The 25,490-nt window shown below is 39.8% G+C and carries 20 protein-coding genes and 1 tRNA gene; 10 read left to right on the top strand and 11 right to left on the bottom strand.

Features of this window, described 5'->3' with window-relative positions:
- Positions 1-435: 435 nt before the first annotated feature.
- Complete coding sequence (locus ACK2WI_RS00510) at positions 436-3,459, bottom strand: protein O-mannosyl-transferase family (protein WP_409149217.1); 3,024 nt, start codon at positions 3,457-3,459, stop codon at positions 436-438.
- A 264-nt stretch (positions 3,460-3,723) separates the two neighbouring features.
- Here ACK2WI_RS00510 and ACK2WI_RS00505 point away from each other — a divergent pair.
- From ACK2WI_RS00505 to ACK2WI_RS00485, 5 genes are all read left to right on the top strand, one after another.
- Positions 3,724-3,794, top strand: a tRNA-Gln gene (locus ACK2WI_RS00505).
- 576 nt (positions 3,795-4,370) lie between these two features.
- Positions 4,371-6,332 (top strand): ATP-binding protein, encoded by a 1,962-nt coding sequence (locus tag ACK2WI_RS00500; protein WP_409149215.1) that lies wholly within the window; start codon positions 4,371-4,373, stop codon positions 6,330-6,332.
- Positions 6,325-6,957 carry a response regulator transcription factor gene (locus ACK2WI_RS00495; protein WP_312696837.1) on the top strand — a complete coding sequence of 211 codons (633 nt, stop codon included), beginning with the start codon at positions 6,325-6,327 and terminating at the stop codon, positions 6,955-6,957. The genes ACK2WI_RS00500 and ACK2WI_RS00495 overlap by 8 nt, the downstream gene beginning before the upstream one ends.
- A 202-nt stretch (positions 6,958-7,159) precedes the next feature.
- Positions 7,160-8,116 (top strand): ribose-phosphate pyrophosphokinase, encoded by a 957-nt coding sequence (locus ACK2WI_RS00490; RefSeq protein ID WP_093101373.1) that lies wholly within the window; start codon positions 7,160-7,162, stop codon positions 8,114-8,116.
- Between the two features lie 173 nt (positions 8,117-8,289).
- Positions 8,290-8,886 carry a 50S ribosomal protein L25/general stress protein Ctc gene (locus tag ACK2WI_RS00485; protein ID WP_312696838.1) on the top strand — a complete coding sequence of 199 codons (597 nt, stop codon included), beginning with the start codon at positions 8,290-8,292 and terminating at the stop codon, positions 8,884-8,886.
- An 86-nt stretch (positions 8,887-8,972) separates the two neighbouring features.
- Here the strand turns inward: ACK2WI_RS00485 and ACK2WI_RS00480 are convergent, their stop codons facing one another.
- From ACK2WI_RS00480 to ACK2WI_RS00450, 7 genes are all read right to left on the bottom strand, one after another.
- Positions 8,973-9,587 (bottom strand): SCO family protein, encoded by a 615-nt coding sequence (locus ACK2WI_RS00480; protein WP_197700943.1) that lies wholly within the window; start codon positions 9,585-9,587, stop codon positions 8,973-8,975.
- 8 nt (positions 9,588-9,595) lie between these two features.
- Positions 9,596-10,360 carry a formylglycine-generating enzyme family protein gene (locus ACK2WI_RS00475; protein ID WP_409149211.1) on the bottom strand — a complete coding sequence of 255 codons (765 nt, stop codon included), beginning with the start codon at positions 10,358-10,360 and terminating at the stop codon, positions 9,596-9,598.
- 49 nt (positions 10,361-10,409) lie between these two features.
- Entirely contained in the window at positions 10,410-11,849 is a 1,440-nt protein-coding gene (gene nirK, locus ACK2WI_RS00470; RefSeq protein WP_093101365.1) for a copper-containing nitrite reductase, read from the bottom strand.
- Between the two features lie 274 nt (positions 11,850-12,123).
- Positions 12,124-12,846, bottom strand: a complete 723-nt coding sequence (ric, locus tag ACK2WI_RS00465) for an iron-sulfur cluster repair di-iron protein (protein WP_409149209.1) — start codon at positions 12,844-12,846, stop codon at positions 12,124-12,126.
- A gap of 4 nt (positions 12,847-12,850) precedes the next feature.
- The gene (locus ACK2WI_RS00460) at positions 12,851-15,088 is read right to left on the bottom strand and encodes a nitric-oxide reductase large subunit (RefSeq protein ID WP_409149207.1); all 2,238 of its coding nucleotides are present in this window, start codon (positions 15,086-15,088) and stop codon (positions 12,851-12,853) included.
- Positions 15,089-15,154: 66 nt separating this feature from the next.
- Positions 15,155-15,703, bottom strand: coding sequence for an azurin (gene azu / locus ACK2WI_RS00455; RefSeq protein WP_409149205.1), 549 nt, complete (start codon positions 15,701-15,703; stop codon positions 15,155-15,157).
- A 236-nt stretch (positions 15,704-15,939) separates the two neighbouring features.
- Positions 15,940-16,920, bottom strand: coding sequence for a hypothetical protein (locus ACK2WI_RS00450; protein ID WP_409149203.1), 981 nt, complete (start codon positions 16,918-16,920; stop codon positions 15,940-15,942).
- 159 nt (positions 16,921-17,079) lie between these two features.
- Between ACK2WI_RS00450 and pth the strand changes: the two genes are divergently transcribed.
- The 3 genes from pth (at position 17,080) to ACK2WI_RS00435 (ending at position 18,707) form a co-directional block, all read left to right on the top strand.
- The gene (gene pth, locus ACK2WI_RS00445) at positions 17,080-17,643 is read left to right on the top strand and encodes an aminoacyl-tRNA hydrolase (protein WP_093101671.1); all 564 of its coding nucleotides are present in this window, start codon (positions 17,080-17,082) and stop codon (positions 17,641-17,643) included.
- A 78-nt stretch (positions 17,644-17,721) separates the two neighbouring features.
- The gene (locus ACK2WI_RS00440) at positions 17,722-17,904 is read left to right on the top strand and encodes a hypothetical protein (RefSeq protein WP_409149201.1); all 183 of its coding nucleotides are present in this window, start codon (positions 17,722-17,724) and stop codon (positions 17,902-17,904) included.
- Positions 17,905-17,921: 17 nt separating this feature from the next.
- The gene (locus ACK2WI_RS00435; RefSeq protein WP_093101668.1) at positions 17,922-18,707 is read left to right on the top strand and encodes an SPFH domain-containing protein; all 786 of its coding nucleotides are present in this window, start codon (positions 17,922-17,924) and stop codon (positions 18,705-18,707) included.
- A 73-nt stretch (positions 18,708-18,780) separates the two neighbouring features.
- On the opposite strand, the gene ACK2WI_RS00430 is transcribed toward ACK2WI_RS00435, so the two are convergent.
- On the bottom strand, positions 18,781-20,751 hold the full coding sequence (locus ACK2WI_RS00430; protein WP_409149198.1) for a M56 family metallopeptidase: 1,971 nt from the start codon (positions 20,749-20,751) through the stop codon (positions 18,781-18,783).
- 4 nt (positions 20,752-20,755) lie between these two features.
- Positions 20,756-21,118, bottom strand: coding sequence for a BlaI/MecI/CopY family transcriptional regulator (locus tag ACK2WI_RS00425; RefSeq protein ID WP_093100206.1), 363 nt, complete (start codon positions 21,116-21,118; stop codon positions 20,756-20,758).
- Between the two features lie 313 nt (positions 21,119-21,431).
- On the opposite strand from ACK2WI_RS00425, the gene ACK2WI_RS00420 reads away from it, so the two are divergent.
- Positions 21,432-22,721, top strand: a complete 1,290-nt coding sequence (locus tag ACK2WI_RS00420; protein WP_093100208.1) for a citrate synthase — start codon at positions 21,432-21,434, stop codon at positions 22,719-22,721.
- A 137-nt stretch (positions 22,722-22,858) separates the two neighbouring features.
- Here the strand turns inward: ACK2WI_RS00420 and ACK2WI_RS00415 are convergent, their stop codons facing one another.
- The gene (locus ACK2WI_RS00415) at positions 22,859-23,305 is read right to left on the bottom strand and encodes a T9SS type A sorting domain-containing protein (RefSeq protein WP_093100209.1); all 447 of its coding nucleotides are present in this window, start codon (positions 23,303-23,305) and stop codon (positions 22,859-22,861) included.
- 207 nt (positions 23,306-23,512) lie between these two features.
- On the opposite strand from ACK2WI_RS00415, the gene ACK2WI_RS00410 reads away from it, so the two are divergent.
- Positions 23,513-25,453: a KUP/HAK/KT family potassium transporter gene (locus tag ACK2WI_RS00410; protein WP_409149195.1), complete on the top strand. Its 1,941-nt coding sequence runs from the start codon at positions 23,513-23,515 to the stop codon at positions 25,451-25,453.
- Positions 25,454-25,490 lie beyond the last annotated feature (37 nt).

Raw genomic sequence — 25,490 nt, 5'->3', positions numbered from 1 at the left:
ATCCCTCCCAAATGCATTTCTAATTCTGAACGATGAGTGAAGAATCTGTACCTAAATGTCCAATACATTTTGTCATCCTCAATCGAAGATTGAGGACCTGTACGGCAGTGCAAAAAATGATTTTTTTAATTTTGGATGTTTTCATTTCCCCGAGATTCTTCCTTCGTCAGAATGAAAAACCCTTAACTTAATGACATTGCCCCTGGGGTTTTACCTTTTTAATTAAAAATAGCCCTAATTTAAATCCCTTTATTAAGGTTAAAATTGTTGTAAATCTTGGCCCATCCTCTCTTCCTTTCCATCCTGGTTCATGCCCCGATCTTGGCCCATCCTCTCATCCCTTCCATCCTGGTTCAAATACCCGAATACAATCCCCCCCCACAAAAAAAGGGTTGCCATTCCTGACAACCCTTTTTCAATTCAAAACAAAAAATCTTATTGACTTGCTGCTTCGTATAATGGTCTATAGGTTTCAAAGATCTGATTAACTTCTTTCAAGAGATCTTGTTGTTTGGCATCCGTCAATACCCTTTGGTAATTCTGGATGGCAGCCAAACCGAAACGCATATTTCTAAATTCAAGATTAGGCTTAGTTTCTGCGATGTTCATGTAATAAGCCATGTTTTCGCGAAGGAATTTCAAGTTTCTCTTCACGATTTCATTCGCTTTTTCCACCTCACCAGTTTTGTACATGGCATCAATCAAGGTTGTATATGAGAACACCTCTGACATCAAGTACGCACGCTTAGGTAAGTTTTCGTAAGCATTGTTAACCAATTTCTTAGCCTCGGTATTCTTGCCCATTGATAATAGGTTTTGAGCTGTCTCACCAAAGATATTACCAGCATACATACTGATATAACGGTAAGAATCTGGATCTAAGTAATTAGAATTGGCAATATTACCCCAAGTGAACTTATTGATTATATTATTGTAGGTTCCTTCCACATCGGTAATCGGTCCTGTAACCTCACCTTCGGCAGCTAATGCCACAGGCATCAAGCGCATCGCAAATCCTTCTGAAACCAAGAACTTCTCTAAACCAATCATATTCTCTTCTGGAGTAGTAGAAGTAAAATAAATAGGACGTTTCCAACCGTTGTTGGCCAATAGCGCCATGATCGAAAGATCCGCTCTACTTACAATTCCTCCACTGTAATTCCATTGCATCGTATCAACGATGGCATCTTCCCACTCTTTAGGAACCACTTTGTTTGCTATTACAGCTTGTTTATCAACCTTCAACTGCATTTTCTTGGTTGGAAGGATATTCGCCCAATCTCCGCTCTGCAATTGAACCTTATATTGCTGATCATCCGAAAGCATGATCTGCAATAGGTCTTCTACATCTACATATCCAGGGATATTCATGTCACTGAAGTAAATCACATCGCGCACACCATCCTTGATTTTCTCAGGATCGATGTTCAATGGCAATGCATCAGCATCGTTCACCTTGTGCATCATTTGCTTCATGTACCAATCTGCACTCAGTAAACTTAAGTTTACCACACGTACGTCGGTACGGAAACCTTCAACTTCTTGCACGTACCATAAAGGATAGGTATCGTTATCACCATAACTGAATAGAATGGCATTTGGCGCACAAGACTCCAAATAATTCTTTGCCATATCACGAGCCAAGAACTTCTCCGAACGATCATGGTCATCCCAGTTTTGGCTTGCCAAAAGAACTGGTCCTGCAAGTAAGGAAACAGCTGTTGCTCCGATGGCAGCATTTTTCGCATTGACTTTCTTCGATAGTAAATCTGCAATCCATATTACACCCATCCCAACCCAAATACAGAATGCGTAGAAGGAACCAGCATAAGCATAATCCCGTTCACGTGGTTGCAATGGGGTTTGGTTCAGGTACAGCACAATGGCAAGACCTGTAAAGAAGAACAATAAAGTTACTACAGAAGCATCACGTTGCTGTTTCTTGAACTGCCACATGGCTCCTAAGATCCCTAATATCAATGGAAGGAAGAAATAGGTATTTCTACCCGCATTTTCTAATTCTGAGGTTGGGAGTGCATATTGACCTCCTAATCTTACATTATCGATCGGCTTAATACCCGAGATCCAGTTTCCTTCAGTAAAGGAACCTTGCCCTTGTTGGTCATTTTGGCGACCTACAAAGTTCCACATAAAGTAGCGACTGTACATCTGCCCGATCTGGTAACCGAAGAAGAACTTCAGGTTATCGACCATGGTAGGTACTTCATCTGGACCTAAGTTCAAGAATTCTCTATAGTAGGACTCGTGCTTATCGGAATAGATACGTGGAAACAGCGTACTGTGGCTCCAGGTATAATCGAATTTTTTCTTAGCTACGACATATTTGTTACCATCCTTACGGTAGATGTTTCCTGTTTCAAAAACATCAGTTGGTTTTGCATCAAAGTACCTTCCTTTCAACAAAGGCTCATCACCATATTGCTCACGGTTTAGGTAGCTTAAGAAAGTAAATACGTTGTCTGGATCAGAGTTGTTCAAGGTTGGGTTTGCTTTTGCCCTTACCAAGATCATTGTAAATGAACTATATCCAAAGATCACGAATGCTAAACTCAATAGCGATATATTCAAGATCGGCTTCACGTTTTTCCATGAATACCAGATTCCAAAAAGCAATAGACCCGCAACCAACAAAGTGAAGAAAGTGGCACCTGTGCCAAATCCCATGCCTAAACTGTTCACGAAAAACAGGTCAGAGAAGGCTGCAAATTTGATCAAATACTGGATAACACCCCATAATACCACCGCTAAAACGATGACACCGATGATCAGAGCTTTTGCTATCCCACCTCCTGTTACTTTCGATGTTCTTCTGAAATAGATTACCAAGGCAATCGCTGGAATCACCAATAAGTTCAATAAGTGGACGCCAATGGATAAACCCATCACATAGGCAATCAAGATTAACCAACGGTCTGCACCAGGTTCATCAGCCTTTGCTTCCCATTTTAGTATGGCCCAAAATACAACCGCAGTACATAATGAAGACATTGCGTATACTTCAGACTCAACTGCCGAAAACCAGAAGGTATCCGAAAAGGTATAAGCCAATGCACCGACAACCCCTGCCCCCATGATCTTGATCAAATTACCTTCGGAGATTTCCTCTTTAGAAGAAAGGCTCACATAAGCTTTCTTGGCAAGTGCGGTAATGGTCCAGAACAAGAAGGTAATGGTCAAACCACTACAAACGGCAGAACCCACATTCATCCAATAAGCAATGCGAGAGTTATCTCCCATCGCAAGGTTGGAGAACAAGTTTTGGATCATTAAAAATAAGGGCGCCCCCGGCTGGTGCACAATTTGCAACTTGTACGCCGAAGCAATAAATTCACCTGTATCCCACCAGCTTGTTGTCTTTTCAAGCGTCAAAATGTAAGTCAGTGTGGCAATAATACCCACTACCCATCCTAACAGGTTATTGATTTTTTTATAGTTCATACTAAAATATAGAAGGGTTTTCTAAAAATTATGCTTCGAAAATAAGGAATACAAATTATAATTAGACAAATAGTTTCTATTTTCTAGTAGCAAAAACCCATAATCTTAGCTACCGATGGTCTAATGAAAGATAAAGTGAAAAAATATCGGCTTGAAAATCAGTATATTTAATAATTAACGCACTTTTTTATTTGCAGAATAGAAAACTCGACGTATATTTGCATCGTCAAAAGGGAACAACCCGATGACAAAACCACAAAAGTTTGCCCAATAGTATAATGGTAGTACGACGGTTTTTGGTGCCGTTTGTCTTGGTTCGAATCCAGGTTGGGCAACTCAAAAAAAGGCTTGAAACAATGTTTCGAGCCTTTTTTGGTTATTTTGGAATCCTACTTATGGTCAGCTCCAAAAATATTGGAACTAGCCTTCATCCAGCGATTCCAAAACCTTTGGTCTTCGCCCTTTCCGGCATATCACTCGTTTCATAATCCTTGGATTTTAATTCAGAACGGATCCCGAAAAGAAGCAACAATCAACTTACTTTCATTCGAGTCTCATTCGAGACATATTCGGGAAAAGCCTAGAAAATGCTAGGAGAAAAATCGAACCCAATTGCAGAAATCTACTGGATCGAAATAACAATTTCCTTAACCCTTTCTTGCTTTCTATTGAAGTTAAATTAGGACAGCTTCGAGGAGGAATTGGATATTCTTTTGAACATATTGCGAAATTTCCGAATGAATCTCGAATATGGTTAAATACAAACCTGCTATTTCGCAAAATTTATTGAAATGAAGACAGGTCAAAGACTTAATAAATGGTTATTTTAATGGAATAGCGATCTATACCCTCCTATTATTAGGTATTTTTTAATGCAAGTTAAATAAGCATATTTGACTTTTGCTACTTACATGAAAAAAAGCTTCTACCTATTCCTTTTTCTTCATTTCAGCATTGGCTTATTTGGGCAGCAATCGCTGAGTCAAAATCCTATTGTAGATAGCTTAATCAATCTCCAAAAAAACGGAAAAAATGATAGTATTAAGGCTCGAGCTAGCTTTCTGCTCTCCGATTATTTCTACCAAGATACGACTCTCTCCAAATCCTACCTAGAATCGGGGAGAAAACTAATACGAAACAATAATTTCCTCAAAGGTTTATACCATCATTATTTCGCAGGGATCTATTTCTACCTAGATTCTGAACTCGCTATTCGGGAATATCAATACGCCATTGAGTGCTTTGAAAAAGTTGAGGGCAGGGAAAGCCTTTCTTTTCAAGCGAAATCTTGGCATAACATCGGGGTTCAATATCAATTTTTGGGGGAACCAAAGAAGTTTATGGAAATCCTGAGTGAACATAGCATACCGTTGTCCCGAAAAGCGCAGGATCATGGACAGACTGCGCTCTATCTTGGGGAAATCGGGATGCTGCTGATGAATAACCAGGATTACCAAACTGCATCTTTTTATTTCCATAAAGGATTAAAGACCATGGAGGCGCATCCACCCGTAGATCAGGCAGACCATTTAGAAATACTCGTGAATACCGCCCGGAATTTTCTTTTCTTACAAAAACTGGACTCTGCAAAAATGTTTATTGACAGAGCAGAACCTGTCGCCATGGAAATCAGGGAAAACAGTCTTTTCTATGATTTCATTGCCGTCAAATCCAATCAGCTCAATGAATCCAGGGAGTTCCTAGCGGCAAAGGAATTATTGCTACCTGCAATTGAAGCTGCAAAAAGGGAGAATGTTGCTGATTCGCATACCTATAAAATCAATGCTCTTTACTTCCAACTGTACAAAGCTTATTTCGGCAGCAATAAATTTAATCTCGCAAAAGAGGCCCTCTACCAAGGGATGCAATACGAACCCTATAAATCTGCGATTAATACAGTAATACGATATTCCAAACTGGCGGAGGTCTATGAAAAACTGCATGATTATCCTTCGGCATATCGCTATGCCCACCTGGCATTTCAGATCCGGGACTCGGTCTATAACGAGGATTCCCGGAGGGAAATCAATGCCATGGAAAAAAGGCTGCAACTTTCCCAGAAAGAGAGGCAGATCAACCAGCTCAAGTCCGACAATGAGCAGATCAGCTTGATCCACAAAAACCAACAGTTAATACATAGTTTAATAGCGGTAGGCAGCTTTATCCTCTTATTACTAGTTCTTTTCTTGATCTATGTATTTCAGAACAACCGGCGAACGGGGAAAATAAAGCTCAATATGCTGGAACAGCAGAATAAAATTGAGGTAGCGCAGGCAGTTATGCATGCCGAGGAAAACGAAAGACATCGAATAGCCCAGGAATTACATGATGGTTTGGGCGGAACACTTTCGGCAATAAAGTATAAACTATCCATGGATCCGGCAAACAGTAGCCCGGATTTGATGAAGGAGATCAATAAGCAATTGGAAAACTCGATTTCAGATCTCCGAGGAATTTCGAGAAACCTAATGCCTGGCACCCTAGTCCAGTCTGGACTGGATATAGCACTAAAAGATCTGTGTGCATCTTTGGCTACCGATTATCTGCAAGTGGAATACCATTCCTTTAGTATACAACCCAGCATCTCCAAAGACAAACAGCTCAATATATATCGGATCATCCAAGAATTGCTGACCAATAGTATCCGACATGGTCAGGCAAGTAAGATATTGGTACAGTGCAGCCAGGCAGAAAATAAGTTTTTTATCGTACTTGAAGATAATGGCAAAGGATTTGACAAAGAGATATTGAAGAACAACATGGGGATGGGAATTAATAATATCAGGCGAAGGATCGACTTGATGCAGGGCATCTTTGAAATGGATTCCACGATTTCTGAAGGGACAACAGTTAATATTGAACTCAATGTCTGAAGGAAGGAAAACACTAGCACTAGTCGATGATCACCCTATCGTAATTGAAGGACTCAAATCTGTCTTGTCCAAGTGGAATGGGCAGTATGATTTAATCTGCTTTTCTAATGGCCTTTCTATTTTAAACTACTTGCATGATAATCATATAGATATTGTCTTGTTGGATATCTCATTGCCAGATATCAATGGACTGGAGGTCTGCAAAAAAATAAAGACAGAAAGCCCCAGGACCAAGGTCGTTGGCCTAAGCAACCAAGCGGAATATAGCGTGATCTCCATGATGCTTGAAAATGGGGCATCTGGATTTCTACTCAAAGAGGTTCCTTCACACGAAATCATGGAGGGTTTGGATCAAGTCGTCAAGGGAGAAACGGCCTTGAGTGCTGAGGTCAAAAATATTTTGGCTAGCCAATCCAAGCAGACGCAGAGCTTACCCTCGCTTACCAAAAGGGAAAAGCAATTGATCCAGTTGCTGGCCAAGGGAAAAACCACCAGTAAAATTGCAACTGAACTATCCTTGAGCAAATTTACGGTGGACACCTACCGTAAGAATCTCCTCCAGAAATTCAATGTCAAAAACAGCAGTGAGCTATTGGTGTTACTCATTGAAAACAAGATGATATAATTTATTGATTACAAATGCATCATCAATAAAAAAAGAGAGCCTAATTGGCAGCAATAATGTGGACACATCGGCATTCATATTTTATAATCTGAAACATTTATCTAACTTTGCGGCTACATAAAGTTAACAGGCTCAAAAGAAGCTTTAAAATGCTGCAGAAATCGAAATATCAATATAAAAAACCCCAATAAATCATTTCACCATGCCTTTGCAATTTAACACCGTAAAATTATTTGCTGGATCAGGAACCTTAGAACTAGCAGACAAGATTTCAAAATCTTACGGAAAACCCCTAGGAGACATGACTTTGTCGAAGTTTTCTGACGGCGAAATTCAACCTTTCTACAACGAGTCCGTTCGTGGAAGTGATGTGTTCTTAATTCAATCTACCAATCAACCCACAGACAATCTATTAGAGTTATTGTTGATGATCGATGCGGCTAAGCGTGCTTCAGCGCACTACATCACGGTAGTTGTCCCTTATTTTGGGTATGCACGTCAGGATCGTAAGGACAAACCACGTGTTGCAATTGGAGCAAAAATGATCGCTAACCTAATCACTGCTGCGGGTGCACACCGCATCATGACGATGGATTTGCATGCTGCTCAGATCCAAGGATTCTTTGACATCCCAGTTGATCACTTGGATGGTGCCATTATCTTCGTTCCATATATCAAATCATTGAAATTGGAAAACTTGATGATCGCTTCTCCAGATATGGGTGGATCATACAGAGCACGTACATTTGCGAAATTCTTCAATGCTGAGGTTGTTATCTGTGATAAACGCAGAAAACGTGCAAATGAAATCGAGTCGATGTCGATTATCGGTGATGTTACAGGACAGGATGTGGTATTGATCGATGATATCTGTGACACAGCAGGTACGCTTTCCAAAGCGGCTGCCTTGATTATGGAGAATGGTGCAAGATCCGTTCGTGCGGTATGTACACATGCTGTATTATCGGGTAAAGCTTATGAAACCATTGAAAACTCTGTATTATCAGAAATGATTGTGACAGACACCATTCAATTGAACCCAGAGAAAGCTGCTCAATGCACTAAAATCAAGGTTCTTTCCACTGCGGATCTATTTGCAAACGCAATTAAGAATGTCAATGAACATGGTTCTATTTCGGATTTATTCGACGTTAAATAAACCATTATTCAAATAAAACAAGCGAAAGGGTACTTCAAAAGAGTATCCTTTCTGCATTATTGGGATTTAGTTGGCAGAGTAACAGCAATTTATTTTTGCAATAGGGTCAAAAATTCTTTCAGCAATCCATTTTAATGATTATCTTTGCACCTCAAATTTTAATATATTAAAACATGAAATCAATTGCTATTAGCGGTTCTGCAAGACAGAACGTAGGGAAAAGAGATGCTAAGGAATTGCGTTACGAGGGAAAAATCCCTGCAGTTCTTTACGGTGGTAAAGAACAAACACATTTCTCGGTATCCGCAGCTGATTTGAAACCAGTTCTTTACACTCCAGAAGTTATCTTCGTAGAATTGGAAATCGGTGGCAAAAAATCAAAAGCTATCGTTCAAGAAGCTCAATTCCATCCATTAACTGACGAAGTTACTCACGTAGACTTCTTACAATTATTTGATGACAAAGAAGTTTCTGTGAACATTCCAATCAAATTGGTAGGTACTTCTCCAGGTGTTAAAATGGGTGGTAAATTAGTTCAAAAATTACGTAACCTTCGCGTTAAAGCTCTTCCTAACAGCTTACCTCAAGATATCGAGGTTCCTATGGAAGGTCTTGAAGTGGGTAAATCTTTCCGCGTAGGTCAAGTAACTTTAACTGATGCTAAAGTATTAAACAACGCTGACGATACTATCGTTTCCGTTACTATGTCACGTGCTCTTCGTCAAGCGGAGCAAGAAGCTGCGAAAGCTGCTAAAGGTGGTAAAAAATAATTTACTAGCACAGTATAAAAAAATTGAAGGCATCGAAATTTCGATGCCTTCTTTGTTCAAACTAAATATATAAGAGTTAAATGTTTCTACATCTGTGAAGCTTCCTTTTCTATAGCTTCAATGGTTGGACCATAATCGACCCCTAAACCCTCCTGTTGATAAACCAATTCGCCTTGGGCATTGAATAAGCTGATGATATTGGAATGCGAGAAATCGATCGGTGATATCTGTTTATAATTCACTGCTAAAGTTGCAGCAAACTCTCGAGTATCTTCTTCATTCGATCTAAGGAATATCCATTGCTCGCTATCCATTTCATTTTCAATAGCAAATTGCTTCAGCCTTTCAGGGGTATCGACCTTGGGATCAATGCTGACCAATAAGAATTTGATCTTGTCCTTGTTTTTGGATTTCACTGTTTTTTCAATATGGCGCATATCGGCAACCAATCTTGGACAAGCGGCCTTGCAAGAAGTATAGATCATGACCGCGACTACCACATTTCCTTTTAGATCTTTCAGTTCCATTTCTTCCCCATTCTGGTTGGTCCAATGCGAGGGAAGATTATAAACCGAAAGGTCAGAAAGAGAATCAGTCAAGATAGGCTGCTTGAGCTCTACCTGGGTGCTCGTTTCAGGATTTTGGCAAGCTTGAGCCAAAAGACCTAACGCAAACAAGGTCAATAATAAATTCTTCATCATAACATTCTTTATTTAATATCTCTAGCACAGCGGAACCCTAGGTTCCTACTGCTATAAGAAGCTTTCATACTGCCACGAAAAGCATAACGCATGAAAGCAGCATAATTCATCAGGTCTGAGGCATTCACGGAAGCCCCTCCACAGAACAGATTTCCATCTTCACCTTTATCTTTTCTGGACTCGCCAGTCAAGAAAATACTGTTAAAATCTGAGGTCCATTCCCAGACCAATCCATGCATATCATATACCCCCCAATAGTTCTTAAAGGTACTTCCAACTTCATTGTTATAAGTCTTAGCTGTCTCATACCAACTTAGGATATATTGATTATAGGATTTCTTGGTCCTGGCATCCATTGTTTTCGCATCCGACATCGCTGCATATTCCCATTCATCCATGGTCGGCAATCGCTTTCCTTTACTTTCACAGTATTTTTTAGCGGCATACCAAGAAACATTGGTCACTGGGGATTTAGCCTTGGCCGGAGCATAATCAAGATCAGACTTCCAATAAGCCAAATAGCTTTTGTCGGCAAACAATTTTTTGATTTGCGATTTGCTATAGGACTTGTTCGTCTTTAAAAATTCTAGGTATTCTTGATTGGTGACAGGGAACACATCCAGATAGAATGAATTCACTGAAACCGGTCGCTTATCCGCCGTACCATATAAGGGGACATAGTTTCCTTTTTTGATCAGGACCATGTCTTGAGCATATAAAGCTTGACAGCTGAGTAAACAATACAATAAGTAGCTAAATATTTTCCACATCATCTAATCTCCGTAAGGTTAGGGAGCACAGCTATGCACTCCCCAAGCTGTATTATTTTGCACGACGATCCCTAACATTGATAGGAGTCACGAAAGTTTTATTATTTCCCCAATTGTTATACACATAGTTCAACACATCAGCAACTTCTTGGTCAGTCAGAGACTGTCCAGGCATCACTGAGTTATATTTTTCCCCATTTACGGTAATCTCGCCTTTCAAGCCAAACAAGACTGCATCAATGGCTTTTTCTTTGTTGTTATTCAAGAAATCAGATTTTGCCAATGGAGGGAATACCCCTTTAATCCCTTGTCCTTCACTCTGGTGACAAGCCAAACAGGTCCTTGCAAAGACTGATTTACCATCAGCGATGGATTGATCAGGCGTTTTTGCGATAATAGGTTTTTTCTTAGCCATTTTAGGCATGTGTTGGATGGTACCTCCTTCAGGCAGATAGATCCCTTCCATAATTTTACCTGAATAGATTTGGTGGTTTTCTTCACCTTCCACTTTCAACATACCCAATGCACCTTTGTTAAAGGCTCTGAAAATGGAGTGGTCCACCATCACCAAGGTACCTGGAACATCTACTTTAAACTCTACGATGGCTGCTCCGCCCGCAGGTATAAGGGTAGTCTGTATATTATTGTTGATCAGGTCACCGCCTTCTACATGCACCTTATCAAAGATCTCGCCGATGACATGGAAAGAAGACACCAAGTTCGGTCCACCATTCCCCACAAATAGACGGATAGTTTCACCCACTTTGGCTTGAAGTGCATTATCATTGACCAATGCATTTACATTACCATTGAATACTACATAATCTGCTTCTTCCTTGATCGCTTTGTTCATATCAAATGCTTGTAAGCCTTGTTCACCATAGGAACCTTCGGTATAGAAGTCACCTTGCATCACATAGTATTCCTTATCCACAGGCGCTAATCCGCCTTCAGGTTCTACCAAGATCAAGCCGTACATCCCATTGGCAATGTGCATCCCCACCGGAGCGGTAGCACAGTGATAGACATAAAGACCTGGATTCAAACACTTAAAAGAGAATGAAACCTCGTGTCCAGGTGCAACCAATGATGATTCAGCACCACCACCAGGACCTGTTACGGCATGTAAGTCAATATTATGCGGCAATTTATTATCAGGGTGGTTCTTGAGTAAAAAGTCAACTTCATCCCCTACTCTGGCTCTAATAAATTGGCCAGGTACAGAACCTCCAAAAGTCCAGTAGGTATATTTAACACCATCGACCATTTCACCTTCCAACTCTAAAATTTCTAGACTAACTTTTAGTTTTGCTGCATCTCTTTTACCGATAGGTTTTGGCACTAAAGGTGGTGAAGTCAGCTCAGCTACGATCTCTCCTTTCACTGGAATCTTGCTCGTATCAATCTGTTTATTTTCTGCGGAATGCTTGCAAGCGGTAAATGCCACTGCAACCCCCAACAGCATACTAAATAAAGTGATTTTGTTTTTCATGTTTCAGCATTATTTTTTAATAATTCTCCTCTTTCTTACTAATTAAAAATACTGGAAATCCGAGGGTTTTTAAATGACACCAACCATACAAAAAAGTGGCCTTCATTACATTTTTATGACAAACTCGATGATGATTATCATGCCTTGGAAAATGTGGGCTAATAATGAAAAAAAGAGGCTTTGGGAGAGCCTCTTTTTTCAATAAAAAATTTATTCAACGGTGTTTAAGGATTTTTGCTGGCGCAAAAATTGAGTCAAAATTTATGGAGAATTCTTATTTCGTATTTTCCTCTAATCGGATAGATTTGGGAAATAGGATATTGTTTTCTAAGTGTATATGTTTATGCAAATCTTGTTCAAAGTCGCGAAGCATATCAAATGCCACGCGGTAAGTATTGCATGCGTCTTCGGGTGCGGTATAATTGTCGGATAATTCGGCAATTTTCGCAAAGCGTCCGCCTTCGGTTTCATGTTCATGGATCATCATGCTCATTGGATTCTGAACAGAACCAAAACCCGGTTGAACATAGGCTGCTGGATTTGATTTGGTTTCCTCTAATTTCTCAATGTATGGGAACAAAATCTTTTCTTCTTTTTCCATGTGATGACCAAGATCCAATGCGCTTTCTTCAAACAATTTATTGATTTCATAAAGTTCTGGATGTCTTTCGCCATGTACTCGAGCCACCTTATTGATATAAGCCATTAATACTGGCGTTTTTTCGCGCACATATCTATGATGGGTTTTTACTATATAGGATACCAATAAATCAGAAGGCCATGAATTGAAATCGATTTGCTCGCCTGCAGATTCATTCAATACATTATTTAGGTCATCCAATAGGCTTTCCTTATTGATGCCTTTTTTATCAGCAACAGTTCCAATGGCAACTTGTCCACCACAACAGAAATCCATTCCATATTTGGTAAATACAGCAGCAGTCTTGAAATTCTTAGCAACTACATTACCGATTTTTTCATTTATTAAGTTTTCCATGATTTTATTGTTTTTTATTTTTAAGTGTTAAATCAAATACAAACCAGGCACATGCAAATACCCCGATGGCGAATACAATATCTCCAGGCGTACGCATCCATTTTAGGAACACCATTCCTGGTTCTTGCATCAATTCGGCAGAACGGGCATACCACATCCCCTGGCCTATGCTTTCGATAGCCTGCCAGATCCCGACAGGTAATAAGCTCAACATAGCCATTCCGAGCAATCCAATATTTAAGCTCCAGAAACCAACCTTGATCAGTTTATCATTCCATTTGACATCGCGGTACAAGCTGCGCAGAACAAAGAGCATCAATCCGATTCCTAGCATCCCGTACACTCCGAACAACGCAGTGTGACCATGCAAAGGTGTTGTATTCAGGCCTTGCACAAAATAAAGTGCAATTGGAGGATTGATGATAAACCCAAATACTCCTGCCCCAAGGAAGTTCCAGAATGCTACGGAAATCAGAAAATAGATTGGCCATTTGTAATCCTCTAACCATTTGGTGGCTTTCGAAATCTTATAGTTGTGATAAGCTTCAAATCCGATAATGGTCAATGGAACAACTTCCAAGGCACTGAATGTAGCACCCAAGGCCATAACTGCAGTTGGAGTTCCTGAGAAATATAAGTGGTGGAATGTACCTAGGATACCGCCCGACAAGAATATGATGGTAGAGAACAACACGCTGGATGTTGCGCTCTTTGGTTTCAATAAGCCTAATCGTACGAACAGGAAGGCCATTACTACAGTGGCAAACACTTCGAAGAATCCTTCTACCCATAAATGCACTACCCACCATCGCCAGTATTCCGCGATAGCCAAATTGGTCTGTATGCCCCACATCAATCCTGCACCATAGAAAAGCGCAATGGCTGAACAGGAAATAAGGAACATCACGATCAAGTTCTTTTCTTCGCCTCCGTTTTTCAGGATCGGGATCAATGGTCTCACCATTAATGCCAACCATACAAAGAGCCCAATGAAAAGGAAAATCTGCCAGAATCTTCCTAGATCCACGTATTCATAACCTTGATGGCCAAACCAGAAGTTTTGGACTAAATCTAGTTTTTGCATCACGCCATACCATTGGCCCACCATAGAACCCACCACGATGATCAATAGCGCGATAAAGAGGAAGTTCACGCCAAAGACCTGGAATTTAGGATCCTTTCCGGAAACCGCCGGAGCTATATAGAGACCGGTAGCCAACCAGGCTGTAGCGATCCAGAAGATAGCTAATTGGGTGTGCCAAGTACGGGTTACAGAATAAGGAAGGAATTGATCGATAGGAATTCCATAAAGCCCATCACCTTCCACTCCGTAGTGCGCTGTGACAATCCCTAAGCCGACCTGCACCAGCATCAAGAGACTGACCACCCAGAAGTATTTCTTCACCAATTTCATGGATGGGGTCACTCCTTGTCTCAACAAGGGATCTTCAGCAGGATAAAGCAGTTCGTCTTCAGCACCTGCCCTAACTTGCCATAACACCAACGCACCCACACAAAAGATCAATAAGATGATACTTACCCCGGACCAAGCCAGTAGGTCCATGGTCATTTCATTGCCGACCAATTTCTCATTGGGCCAATTATGGGTATACGAAACCTTGGAGTCGGGTCTTTCGGTCACGGTCGCCCAGGTAGCCCAGAAGAAAAAGGCATTCATCTTATGCATCCTTGCTTCATCTTTAATCGAATTCACAGGAATAGCATAATCCTTTCTCAATTGGTCGAATTTGGGATCATTGGTAAATAAGCCCTTGTAATACTCCGACAGCGCTTGGATGGCTGAAACCCGATCAGCATCAATGGTAATGGTATTGCTAGCAGCGTCGAAGGTGTTTTTTCTGATTTTTGATTTCAAGCGGGTTGCCAACATAGCTTGTTGATCTTCGCCTATTTCATTATATGGTTTAGAAAATTCGTTTTTTGAATAAATATCCAGGATATGTAAGGCTTCGCGGTGCAGCCAATCTGCTGTCCAATCTGGAGCGACATAAGCACCATGCCCCCAAATAGATCCTACTTCTTGACCTCCTATACTTTGCCAAATATTCTGTCCATCTTTAATATCTTGTTCGGTAAAAATAAGTTCTCCAGATTCATCGACGATTTTTTCTGGAATTGGCGGGGAAACTTGGTAGATCTCATAACCGTAGTATAGCAGTACTGAAAATGACAATACTACCACTAGGATAAAGGCCCACCATAATTTTTTCTCTCTTTTCATTCTTTAAAGGCTTTAGCATGATAAGATGGGCCCCTATCTAGGGGACCACCAAAAATTTGTTTCAAACTATTCGGCTATGATCTTTCCTTTCATTACCGCAAGGTGTCCAGGGAATGAACAGATAAAATCATAGGTTCCTGGGCTTTCTAGGGTAAAGTCGATTTTGGTTTCTTCGCCACCCCCAATTAATTTGGTATGAGCTAGAACCTCTGTTGATTCAGGAACATAGTCTGTAGCTTGTGCCTTTATTGCCTCTTCTCCGAATTTGATTAGGTCAGTACCTGGTTTCAAAACAACCAAGTTATGTCCCATCACTTCTTTTTTCATTGTACCAACGTGCTTTAATGTAAGGCTGATTGGCTCTCCGGCTTTGACATGTAATTCATTTACATTGAACTGCATTTGATCGTTGCTTTCTACCACAATGGTATTTGAAGTTGCGGCAGCAGTGGATTCAGGCTCAGCTGTAGGAGTTGGAGTTTCGGTCGCTGGAGCTTCGGTAGCATGTGAACTGTGATCGGTAGATTCGGATTTAGATTGTTCTGAATTACCACAAGAAGCTAAAAATAAGCATGAGCATAATGCAAGAGTCCCAATGTTAAAGGTAGTTTTCATATAATGTGTTTTGTATTTAAGACAAAATTGTCTTTTTTGTACCGTGAAAAAAATTCCATCGGTCACATTTTTCAGTGATGCTAGTAATATTTTACTTTAAATCAACATTTGGGGCTGGATTAAAGGCCATTTGAAACCGCCCTTTATAGGATTTGGACATTTAAAAAACCTTCAGGAATTAACCTGAAGGTTTAGATTAAATAAGATGTATTTTCTATTGACTGAACTACAAAGTCTTACCTCGGATTTATCCTTAAGAGCTCTTGAACATTTCTTCCAGAAGCTTGCATTTGAACCGCAGAGCTCTCAGGAATATATTTGATAAGGATATCAAAATTGGCATTCGCAAGGAAGGCATTGAATTCAACCGGATTTGGTTGTCCCGAGGAGAGGATTTCGTTCCCTTCCAATAACACCTGTAAAAAATTGTTCTTAGTGACGGTATTATAACCTACCTTAAAAGGGGCTATTCTGTATTTTAAATTAATGCTGGGACTACCATAATTTACATAGTCCCCATTTTTTACGAGGTCATTCCATTGATAACGGAAATAATTTGAGTAGAATACCCCATTGTCAAGAATAGGATCATTGTATCTCCAATAAATAAAGCTAATTCCTTTATTGATGTTGACATTTCCCAAGTTAATTTCATTATTGACATAAGAGAAATTGGGCTTGGTCAGATTATAATCCTCCCCTTCTTTTGCAGGTAATGAAAACTTAACATTTTTTATTAGGAAGACATGTACGCCTGAATTTTGAGTACTGGCTAAGGGATATGATGTACCCCAATTATCAAGATTCTTAGGTCCGTGGATTGTTAGGGTTGATAAATTAAAATATAGATCCCCAACTTTACCAATGTCCATGGTTGGAGCTACATTTCCACTTAACAAACTCAATCCGTCTTTTCCATTTTCCCCATTCTCCCCTTGCGCTCCTTTTAGTGAGGTAGGATTGCCCCATGAATTTGCTGTTTTTGGTCCATAGATATTAGTAAGTGCTAGGTCAATATAATAATCACCAATATTTCCAAGATTGGCTGCTGGTGCTGTAGTTCCGCTAAGGACCTTGGTTCCATCAGCTCCTTTCGCACCCACATCACCTTGTTCTCCTTTATCACCTTGATCGCCTTTTGGCCCTTGCTCTCCATCTTTAGAGCAGCCCAACATTATGGTGAATACCACAATGAAGAAATGTATTCTATTTTTCATGTTAATAATAGTTAGATATATACAAATATAATAATTAGGATAATTAATTAATATTGGGATATTATATTTCAATTAAGGAATTTTCAATCATACACCTCCCCTTTAGGCCAGCCACTATTCTTTTTCATTCTGTTATAATTAAATCCTATTTTTGCAGGCATGAATTATCTGATAGTTGGATTAGGAAATATTGGAAGGGAGTATGCTGATACCCGTCATAATATAGGTTTTATGGTTGCAGACGAACTGGCAAACCAGGCCGGTACGACATGGTCGACTCTGAAACATGCCTATTACACCGAATACAAGCAAAGAGGTCACAACGTTTTTGTGATAAAACCTACCACCTTTATGAACCTAAGCGGTAAAGCCGTTAACTATTGGATGCAAGAACTGAAAGTTCCAATCCAGAATGTCTTGGTTATCGTTGATGACTTGGCAATTCCATTTGGGTCTTTGCGAATCAAACCTAAGGGATCTGCAGCTGGCCACAATGGTTTGAAATCCATTGAAGGCTCGGTGGGCGGACAACATTATGCCCGTTTAAGATTTGGCATCGGCGACAATTACCCCAAAGGAAGACAGGTAGATTATGTCTTAGGGCCATTTGACAATGAAGAGCAACGAGAACTTCCTGCCCTGATTGAACATTCCGTAAAAATGGTGAACAGCTTCATTAATATCGGAATTGAGCTGACCATGACAAACTTGAACACGAAATAAATCTGTTAAGCCTCAGATTAGGTTAAAGATTTAGGCATTTTTTTCGTATATTATTAGCATATTTACAAGACATAATATATGGATAGAATACGACCATTTATTACCATTCCGATCATCTTGGTTTTCTTTATTTGGGGATCGACGCAGGCATTTCATTTATTGAGTGCGGCATCGGATTGGGATGTATTTGTGGGCGTTTGTTTGTCACTTTTACTGATTGCCATACTATATAAGTTCATTATGTATATCTTGAAAAAATAGACCAACCAATTTTATTTATGAAAAGAAATCTTATTGCTGTGGGGGCAACCCTAATTATCGCTTTGCTTGTTTGGATCATTTGCACGGAAAGAATCGACGCCGGTTATGAAGGGATCAAGGTTAAACTCTATGGTTCTGAGAAAGGCGTTCAGGACGTGAGTTTAGTAACCGGAAGGGTTTGGTATAATCCTATTACCGAATCAATCTACGAGTTTCCGACTTATGTTCAGACCGTCAATTATCAAAACTTTACAGTGAATGCCAAGGATGGATCGGTCTTTACCGTTGATCCCACCCTATCCCTGCGGGTATTGACCGGTAGTTCGCCTAAGATCTTTACAAAATATAGAAGGCCAGTGGACGAGATATTGAACATGACCTTGGTAAACCACATCAAGGATGTATATAGGATTGAATTCAACAAATATTCTACGGATTCCATTATCAGTAATCGAGAGAAATTTGAAAATGGCGTACAAGATAAAATGATTAAGTTTTTGCAAGGAGAAGGCTTTATCTTGGAGCAATTGACTTCTGGGATACAGTATCCTGAATCGATCACCCAAGCCATCAATGCTAAAAATGCGGCCATTCAGAAGGCTCAGCAAGCTGAAAATGAGCTGAAGGTAGTGGAAGCGGATGCCAGAAAAATGATTGTTCAGGCGGAAGCGGAATCCAAGGCCAACCAATTGAGACAGCAAACCCTTTCTCCATTGATCATACAACAGCAGTTTATCGAAAAATGGGATGGCTCGACCCCGCTCTATGGCAATAGCCCTGTGATCTTTAAAGAATTGAAATAATAAAAAGGCAGCCCTAGGGTTGCCTTTCTTGCCTGATTTGATTTAGTAAATAATAAAAATTTAATAAAGATCTTTATTTCGATTTATTGGATTTTGTCCCAATGATCACCACTCCCTTTTCACCTTTTTTCCCATATAAGGCTTTGCCTCCTTTTGGATCCAGCTGGTTATAGTATTCAATTTCGTTATAGTCCAGTTTGTCGATAGCTTTCTTATTCGCGATTTTTCCATCGATGACTATAAGCTTGTCTTTTAGTGCATCTTTAGATAATGATCCTCTAACTCTCACTGCTCCGGGTGTGCCATTTTGACCATGAACGGGTTTGCCAATGTAAACATGCGTTATCTCAGAGTCTGACTGAGCTTCAAATGTATTGTTTCCGGCTTCGGTAATCGCTCGGCCTTTAACAGTTATTCTTGCTGGCTCTGAACCTGGTTCTCCCTTTACGGTGATTCTAGGTTCGGAGGCAGGTTTTCCGGGGACAGACGTAGATCCAATATTGTTTTTCCTTGCAAATTCTAAGGTTGTGAGCTTGATGGTTGGTTTCTCTCCATTGGAACCCTTCATCACGTGAACATTCGCCAGTTCATTTGGGGACAATTTTTTATACTCCTCAATAGTGGACTCTTTTTCATCAATGATAATTTTTGTGTCTTTTGGGATTTCTTTGAATTCGACTTTGGTAATGACTTTTACTGGCAGGGAGTCTTTACTAATAGTTGCATTCGCTCTCATTCCTAAAAATTCTCCTCTAAGCTCATTTGAGCTCGATGCTCCTTGCCCAGCAGCATCTTTTTTCGTCTCAATAATAAATACGCCATGCTTTCCTTCCTCTCCATATTTATTCCCTTCAGCACCTTTTAGAATATCTAAACTCTTAATAGAGTTAGGATTAACAACCGCAATATTGAAGTTCTTAGGCATTCTTTCACCATCAAGTATCACTAAAGGACGCTTATTCGGATCTGCATGAATCAAACGAGTAATATTGACCGATTTAATACGATTACCAGTTTGGTTAGGACCAGACCCAGCTTGAACATAGTCTGCGTATTCCTTGGTATCTATGTTCCTGATGGAATCAAGGTCTGTCGTATCTTTTTTAGGTTGCGGAATAATGACTTCTTTGATTTGTTGATTGAGGTCTGTTTCATTCAATTTGACTACCACCCTTTCAATTTTAGCTTCAGCTTGGTTTACCGTGAAGGTGATTCCAGCAATGATCAAGATGGGCAACAGGAAGACATATTTTCCCAGTTGCAGTTTGGATGATCTTTTTTTGTTCATCATCATAATGCGCTTTTTTAAGGTTTTAAAATTAAACTGATTGCTGATGCCGACCGAAGCACCCTGCTTGGTGACATTCAGCAAGGAGTATTGATAGGTCTGTCGGTCCACACCCTTATCCAGAACTTGTTGATCAGTCAAGAATTCCAGATTTTGACGTACGGCTTTGCGCATGTACCATACGAAGGGATTAAACCAACAGCACAACAACACTATTTCAAACCACAGAACATCGATGCTGTGATGGCCTCTCACATGTACCTGTTCGTGCTTGAAAATATCGTATAGCTCCAGATCCTGGTGCTGTTCTTTGTGCAGATAGATCTTGTTGAAAAAAGAAAATGGGGTAATCGGGAATAGGACATTCCGGAAAATAAAATCGCGCCACTGCGATGGCTTTGAATGCCAATGGATACGTAATAAGCTACCGAGCTGTATCAACAACTTGGTCAGGAGGACCAATCCTCCGATGGCTACCAAATAGACCATCAGATCACCGAGATAAAAAGCTTCCACCTTGCTTTCCTCTAGTATTGGGAAATATTCCATGATTATCCCTTGCGGGATTGTAATGCTCTTGGCAAACCATGACTTGATATCCAAGAATGGATAGACAAAGGCATAGAGGCTCCCAAAGAGGAAATAAAACCTATTAAGACGGTAAAAAGTGAGGTTCTTCAAAAGGAACTGATATCCTAGAAAGATTAACGCCAGTAGCAGGTTTACTTGGATGATATAGGTCAGTAGAGCTTCCATGAGCTTAGGATTTATTATGCTTGATCATTTCCATGATTTCTTCCAATTCTTTTTGGCTCAGCTTCTCTTCTTTGACAAAGAATGAAACCATCTCTTTATAGGAGTTTTTGAAATAATCGCCTACAAAGGAATTCATGAATTTGGCCTTGTACTCCTCGGCATTCAATATAGGTTCATAGCGTTTTGCATTGGCGTATTTAACGGCCTTCACAAAGCCTTTCTTTTCCAAGTTTCGGATGGTGGAGGCCAAAGTGGTATAAGGCATTTCTTTATCTTTCAAATTATCCAATATTTCGCGGACAAATCCACCGTTTAATTGCCAGATTGACAACATTGCTTCTTCTTCTTGGGCGGTCAGTTTTTCCATTGCTCTACGTATTTATCACTAAATTACGAACTTTTCGTAGACTACAAAATATTTTAACATATTTTATCAGCTTGGCTAGCTGGGAATGAACGGATTAAGGCAGGTAATTGGTTGAAAAAGGAGAATTAGGGCTATCTGAGCAAAGATTTGGCTTGAATGGACAAGTAATCTAATTAATACACATAAATTGTCTTAAAATGACTGTTTTGTGTCATAATTATTCATATTATACATCAGAAAATAGAAATCAATTTTATACATTTGTAAGAATACGATAAAAGTATAAAACACAAATAATACAAGAAATTTGATTATGTCTGAAACTGCATCTATTAACTTAAATGGGTCTACATATGAAATGCCTGTTATCACAGGAACTGAAAATGAGAAAGCCCTAGATATTTCAAAATTAAGAGATTCTTCTGGATACATTACCTTAGATCCAGGATTCAAAAACACAGGTTCTACAAAGAGCGCCATCACTTTTTTAGATGGAGAAAAAGGTATCTTAAGATATAGAGGATACGCGATTGAAGATTTAGCAGAAAAATCAACTTTCTTGGAAGTAGCTTATTTATTGATTTACGGTGAGCTACCAACAAAAGACGTATTAGAGAAATTCCGTTCTGATATCAGGGCACAGATGATGATCCACGAGGACATGAAAAACTTCTTCGCAGGTTTTCCATCCAAGTCTCATCCAATGGGTCAATTATCCTGTTTAGTAGGTGCATTGTCATCATTCTATCCAGAGTCTCTAAACCCTAACCAAACAGAAGAGGAAGAAAATAAAACGATCATCAACCTATTGGCTAAAATGCCTACGATCGTTTCATGGATCCAAAAGAAATCATTAGGTCATCCGGTAGTTTATCCTAAGAATAACTTCGGTTATATCGAGAACTTCTTGAATATGATCTTTGGTGAAGTAAACCAAGACAAAACATTCGATCCATTGGTGATTGATGCGATGCATAAATTATTGATCTTACATGCTGACCACGAACAGAACTGTTCTACCTCAACAGTAAGAATGGTAGGTTCATCGAATGCAAACATGTATGCTTCTATCTCCGCTGGTATCAATGCCCTTTGGGGTCCACTGCACGGCGGTGCTAACCAAGCGGTAATCGAAATGCTTGAGGCAATCAAAGAAGATGGTGGTGATGCTGATAAATACCTTGCGAAAGCAAAAGACAAAAACGATCCTTTCCGTTTGATGGGATTCGGTCACCGTGTTTACAAAAACTTCGATCCGCGTGCTAAGATCATCAAAAAAGCATGTGACGACGTTCTAGAGAAATTAGGTGTTCAAGATCCAGTTTTGGATATCGCTAAGCGTCTTGAAGAAGCTGCTTTGAATGACCAATACTTCATCGATCGTAAATTATATCCAAACGTAGACTTCTATTCAGGTATAATCTACCGTGCACTAGGATTCAATTCTGATATGTTTACTGTATTGTTCGCATTAGGTCGTCTTCCGGGATGGATTGCACAATGGAAAGAGATGCGTGATAACAAAGAGCCTATCGGCCGTCCAAGACAAGTATACATTGGCGAAAACCTTCGTCCTTATGTTGAAATCTCAGATAGAAAATAAGAATTATCAATTCATATTTAAAAGCCCAACCATTGAGAAAGTGGTTGGGCTTTTATATTGAATGTCAATAATTTTCTACAGCAATCAAAAAAGGCTCCTAATGAGGAGCCTTTAATATTTTATGATAAATCTAACGATTATTGTCTGATTGAAATACGCTTAACGATGGTTTCTGAGCCTCCAGACACTCTCACGAAGTAAAAACCTTCAGAAAGTTTTTGTTGGGTATCAAAACTTAAGTTCTGCATTCCTGCATCTAAGCTACCATTGTGAAGACTTAGGACTTCATTCCCAAGGGCATCCATTACTTTTATCGTAATATTATTTACCTTTGCGAGCTTGAAAGTCACAGAGATCTGTTCTGAGATGGGATTGTAGAAGACTTTAACATTGTTGATAAGCTTATCATTGTCTTCTTCTTTCGCCTTGTTCAGATCAAATGAAGAAGCTTCAAGTGTTGAATAGCTAGAATAATGTGGGGTTGAAACTTCAGAATTAGAAGCCTGTGCTGTACCTCCTAAGCCGATTAATAGGCATAGTGAACAGATAGCAAGGTGTGATATATTTCTAAATTCTAATTTCATGTTTCAATATGGATACTCGATTAAGGTTATGGTTTAATCAAATGTAAACAATAATTCGAGAATTCCTAATACAAAAGTAATTAATTTTAGCTTTTTTTTAGGAGTTTTTTAGGGCCTTTAACAATTTTTAACAAGAAAATACGTTGTCGCATTAAAAGTTGTAATTTCGCCTCTAATTCAGATAAGATATCAAACATAATTAAATATATGTCAGGAGATCATAAACAAAACCTACAGCGCCTAAGCTGGACAGGTTTATTAATCAGTCTAGGTATCATTTTCGGTGATATCGGTACTTCTCCCCTCTACGTTTTCAAAGCAATTTTTAACAAAGGTGAAATTCAAGAAATCATGATTTATGGTGGCCTTTCTTGTATTTTCTGGACGCTTACGTTGCAGACCACCGTTAAATATGTCATCATAACCCTGAACGCGGACAACAAAGGTGAAGGCGGGATTTTATCCCTCTATTCCTTGGTTCGAAAAAGAGCAAAATGGTTGATTATTCCGGCCATCATCGGGGGTAGCACCCTTTTAGCAGACGGGATGATCACGCCAGCGATCACCATCTCTTCCGCAGTTGAAGGTTTAGCAATCAAAACTCCAGGTTTCCCGACCATTCCTGTGGTTGTCCTGATCATTTCCATGCTTTTTATCATCCAACGTTTTGGAACCAATATCGTAGGCCGGGTATTCGGACCTTTAATGTTCATTTGGTTCACGACGATAGGGATATTGGGATTCTCTTATTTAGGGCATAATCCTGAGATCTGGAAAGCCATTAACCCGTACTACGCTTACCAATTACTTGCAAACTATCCAAAAGCTTGGTTCATCATCGGAGCAATCTTCCTTTGTACCACGGGAGCTGAGGCTCTTTATTCTGACATGGGACATTGCGGAAAATCCAATATCCGTATCAGCTGGATCTATGTAAAACTGATGTTGATTTTCAACTACTTTGGACAGGGCGCTTGGTTGTTAGGTCATGTTGGTACTAAAATCGGGGAGGTTAATCCTTTCTATGCAATCATGCCAGATTGGTTTATTATCTGGGGGGTTACTATCGCGACCATTGCTGCGGTAATTGCCAGCCAGGCCATGATTTCAGGTTCATTCACCTTAATAGCGGAAGCGGTACGATTGAATATTTGGCCTAAAGTTGCCATTCGATATCCAAGCGATCATAAAGGTCAAATCTATGTCCCTTCAGTCAATCTCATCCTTTATCTAGGCTGTATGTTGATTATCCTGATCTTCAAAGAGTCAAGTAATATGGAGGCCGCTTATGGTCTAGCGATTAACCTGACCTTTATTATGACCACCATCCTCATGACGGTCTTCATGATCAGAAAACGGATCAACCCAATCTTGATTGGTCTGTTTGCATCTGTATACACCGTCATCGAATTAGCTTTCTTAGTGGGTAATATCAGTAAAATTGCTCATGGTGGTTGGTTGACCTTATTGCTTGCATTGACCTTGTTTGTGGTGATGTACAGCTGGTTTGGTGCAAGAAAGATCAAGAACAGGTTTGTCAAATTTGTCAATATCCAAGATTACTACCCTATCCTGTCTGAGCTAAGCGAGGATAAAACCGTTCCTCAGTTTTCCTCTCACTTGGTTTATTTGACCAGTGCAAATAACCTGACCGAAGTAGAAGCTAAGATCACTTATTCCATCATCAACAAGAAACCAAAGCGTGCAGATGTGTATTGGTTGGTTCACGTGGATGTAATGGACAACCCACACACAAGGGAATATAAAGTCACTCAATTAATCCCCGGAAAGCTTATCCGTATTGACTTCCACCTAGGTTTCCGTGAGGAACAGAAGATCAGTTTATTGTTCCGTAAGGTTGTTGAAGATATGGTGAAGAAAGGTGAAATTGATATCACAAGTAACTACGAGACTTTGAAGAAACACAATATCCCTGGAGATTTCAACTTCGTAGTCCTAGAGAAAGTTATTTCGAAAACCCACTTCCTGAAATGGAATGAGAAAATCATCCTTGAGATCTATAAGATCCTGAAGAAATTCAGTCTTTCAGAAGAGAAGGGATTTGGTCTCGACAGCAGCTTTGTTACGCTTGAGCGAGTTCCACTCACCATCCCTAATACGGAAGAAGTAAAACTTACTAGATTATAAAAAAAGGCTGCCATTTGGCAGCCTTTCCTATTTCTAT

The sequence above is a fragment of the Sphingobacterium sp. BS-2 genome, assembly GCF_046161205.1.
In the GTDB taxonomy this organism is placed as follows: domain Bacteria; phylum Bacteroidota; class Bacteroidia; order Sphingobacteriales; family Sphingobacteriaceae; genus Sphingobacterium; species Sphingobacterium mizutaii.
This window is presented reverse-complemented; position numbering and strand designations above follow the sequence as displayed.

Coding starts and splice junctions, on each gene's coding strand:
- ACK2WI_RS00510 (WP_409149217.1), bottom strand. CDS start 3,459: ATGAACTATAAAAAAATCAATAACCTGTTAGGATGGGTAGTGGGTATT.
- ACK2WI_RS00500 (WP_409149215.1), top strand. CDS start 4,371: ATGAAAAAAAGCTTCTACCTATTCCTTTTTCTTCATTTCAGCATTGGC.
- ACK2WI_RS00495 (WP_312696837.1), top strand. CDS start 6,325: ATGTCTGAAGGAAGGAAAACACTAGCACTAGTCGATGATCACCCTATC.
- ACK2WI_RS00490 (WP_093101373.1), top strand. CDS start 7,160: ATGCCTTTGCAATTTAACACCGTAAAATTATTTGCTGGATCAGGAACC.
- ACK2WI_RS00485 (WP_312696838.1), top strand. CDS start 8,290: ATGAAATCAATTGCTATTAGCGGTTCTGCAAGACAGAACGTAGGGAAA.
- ACK2WI_RS00480 (WP_197700943.1), bottom strand. CDS start 9,587: ATGATGAAGAATTTATTATTGACCTTGTTTGCGTTAGGTCTTTTGGCT.
- ACK2WI_RS00475 (WP_409149211.1), bottom strand. CDS start 10,360: ATGATGTGGAAAATATTTAGCTACTTATTGTATTGTTTACTCAGCTGT.
- nirK (WP_093101365.1), bottom strand. CDS start 11,849: ATGAAAAACAAAATCACTTTATTTAGTATGCTGTTGGGGGTTGCAGTG.
- ric (WP_409149209.1), bottom strand. CDS start 12,846: ATGGAAAACTTAATAAATGAAAAAATCGGTAATGTAGTTGCTAAGAAT.
- ACK2WI_RS00460 (WP_409149207.1), bottom strand. CDS start 15,088: ATGAAAAGAGAGAAAAAATTATGGTGGGCCTTTATCCTAGTGGTAGTA.
- azu (WP_409149205.1), bottom strand. CDS start 15,703: ATGAAAACTACCTTTAACATTGGGACTCTTGCATTATGCTCATGCTTA.
- ACK2WI_RS00450 (WP_409149203.1), bottom strand. CDS start 16,920: ATGAAAAATAGAATACATTTCTTCATTGTGGTATTCACCATAATGTTG.
- pth (WP_093101671.1), top strand. CDS start 17,080: ATGAATTATCTGATAGTTGGATTAGGAAATATTGGAAGGGAGTATGCT.
- ACK2WI_RS00440 (WP_409149201.1), top strand. CDS start 17,722: ATGGATAGAATACGACCATTTATTACCATTCCGATCATCTTGGTTTTC.
- ACK2WI_RS00435 (WP_093101668.1), top strand. CDS start 17,922: ATGAAAAGAAATCTTATTGCTGTGGGGGCAACCCTAATTATCGCTTTG.
- ACK2WI_RS00430 (WP_409149198.1), bottom strand. CDS start 20,751: ATGGAAGCTCTACTGACCTATATCATCCAAGTAAACCTGCTACTGGCG.
- ACK2WI_RS00425 (WP_093100206.1), bottom strand. CDS start 21,118: ATGGAAAAACTGACCGCCCAAGAAGAAGAAGCAATGTTGTCAATCTGG.
- ACK2WI_RS00420 (WP_093100208.1), top strand. CDS start 21,432: ATGTCTGAAACTGCATCTATTAACTTAAATGGGTCTACATATGAAATG.
- ACK2WI_RS00415 (WP_093100209.1), bottom strand. CDS start 23,305: ATGAAATTAGAATTTAGAAATATATCACACCTTGCTATCTGTTCACTA.
- ACK2WI_RS00410 (WP_409149195.1), top strand. CDS start 23,513: ATGTCAGGAGATCATAAACAAAACCTACAGCGCCTAAGCTGGACAGGT.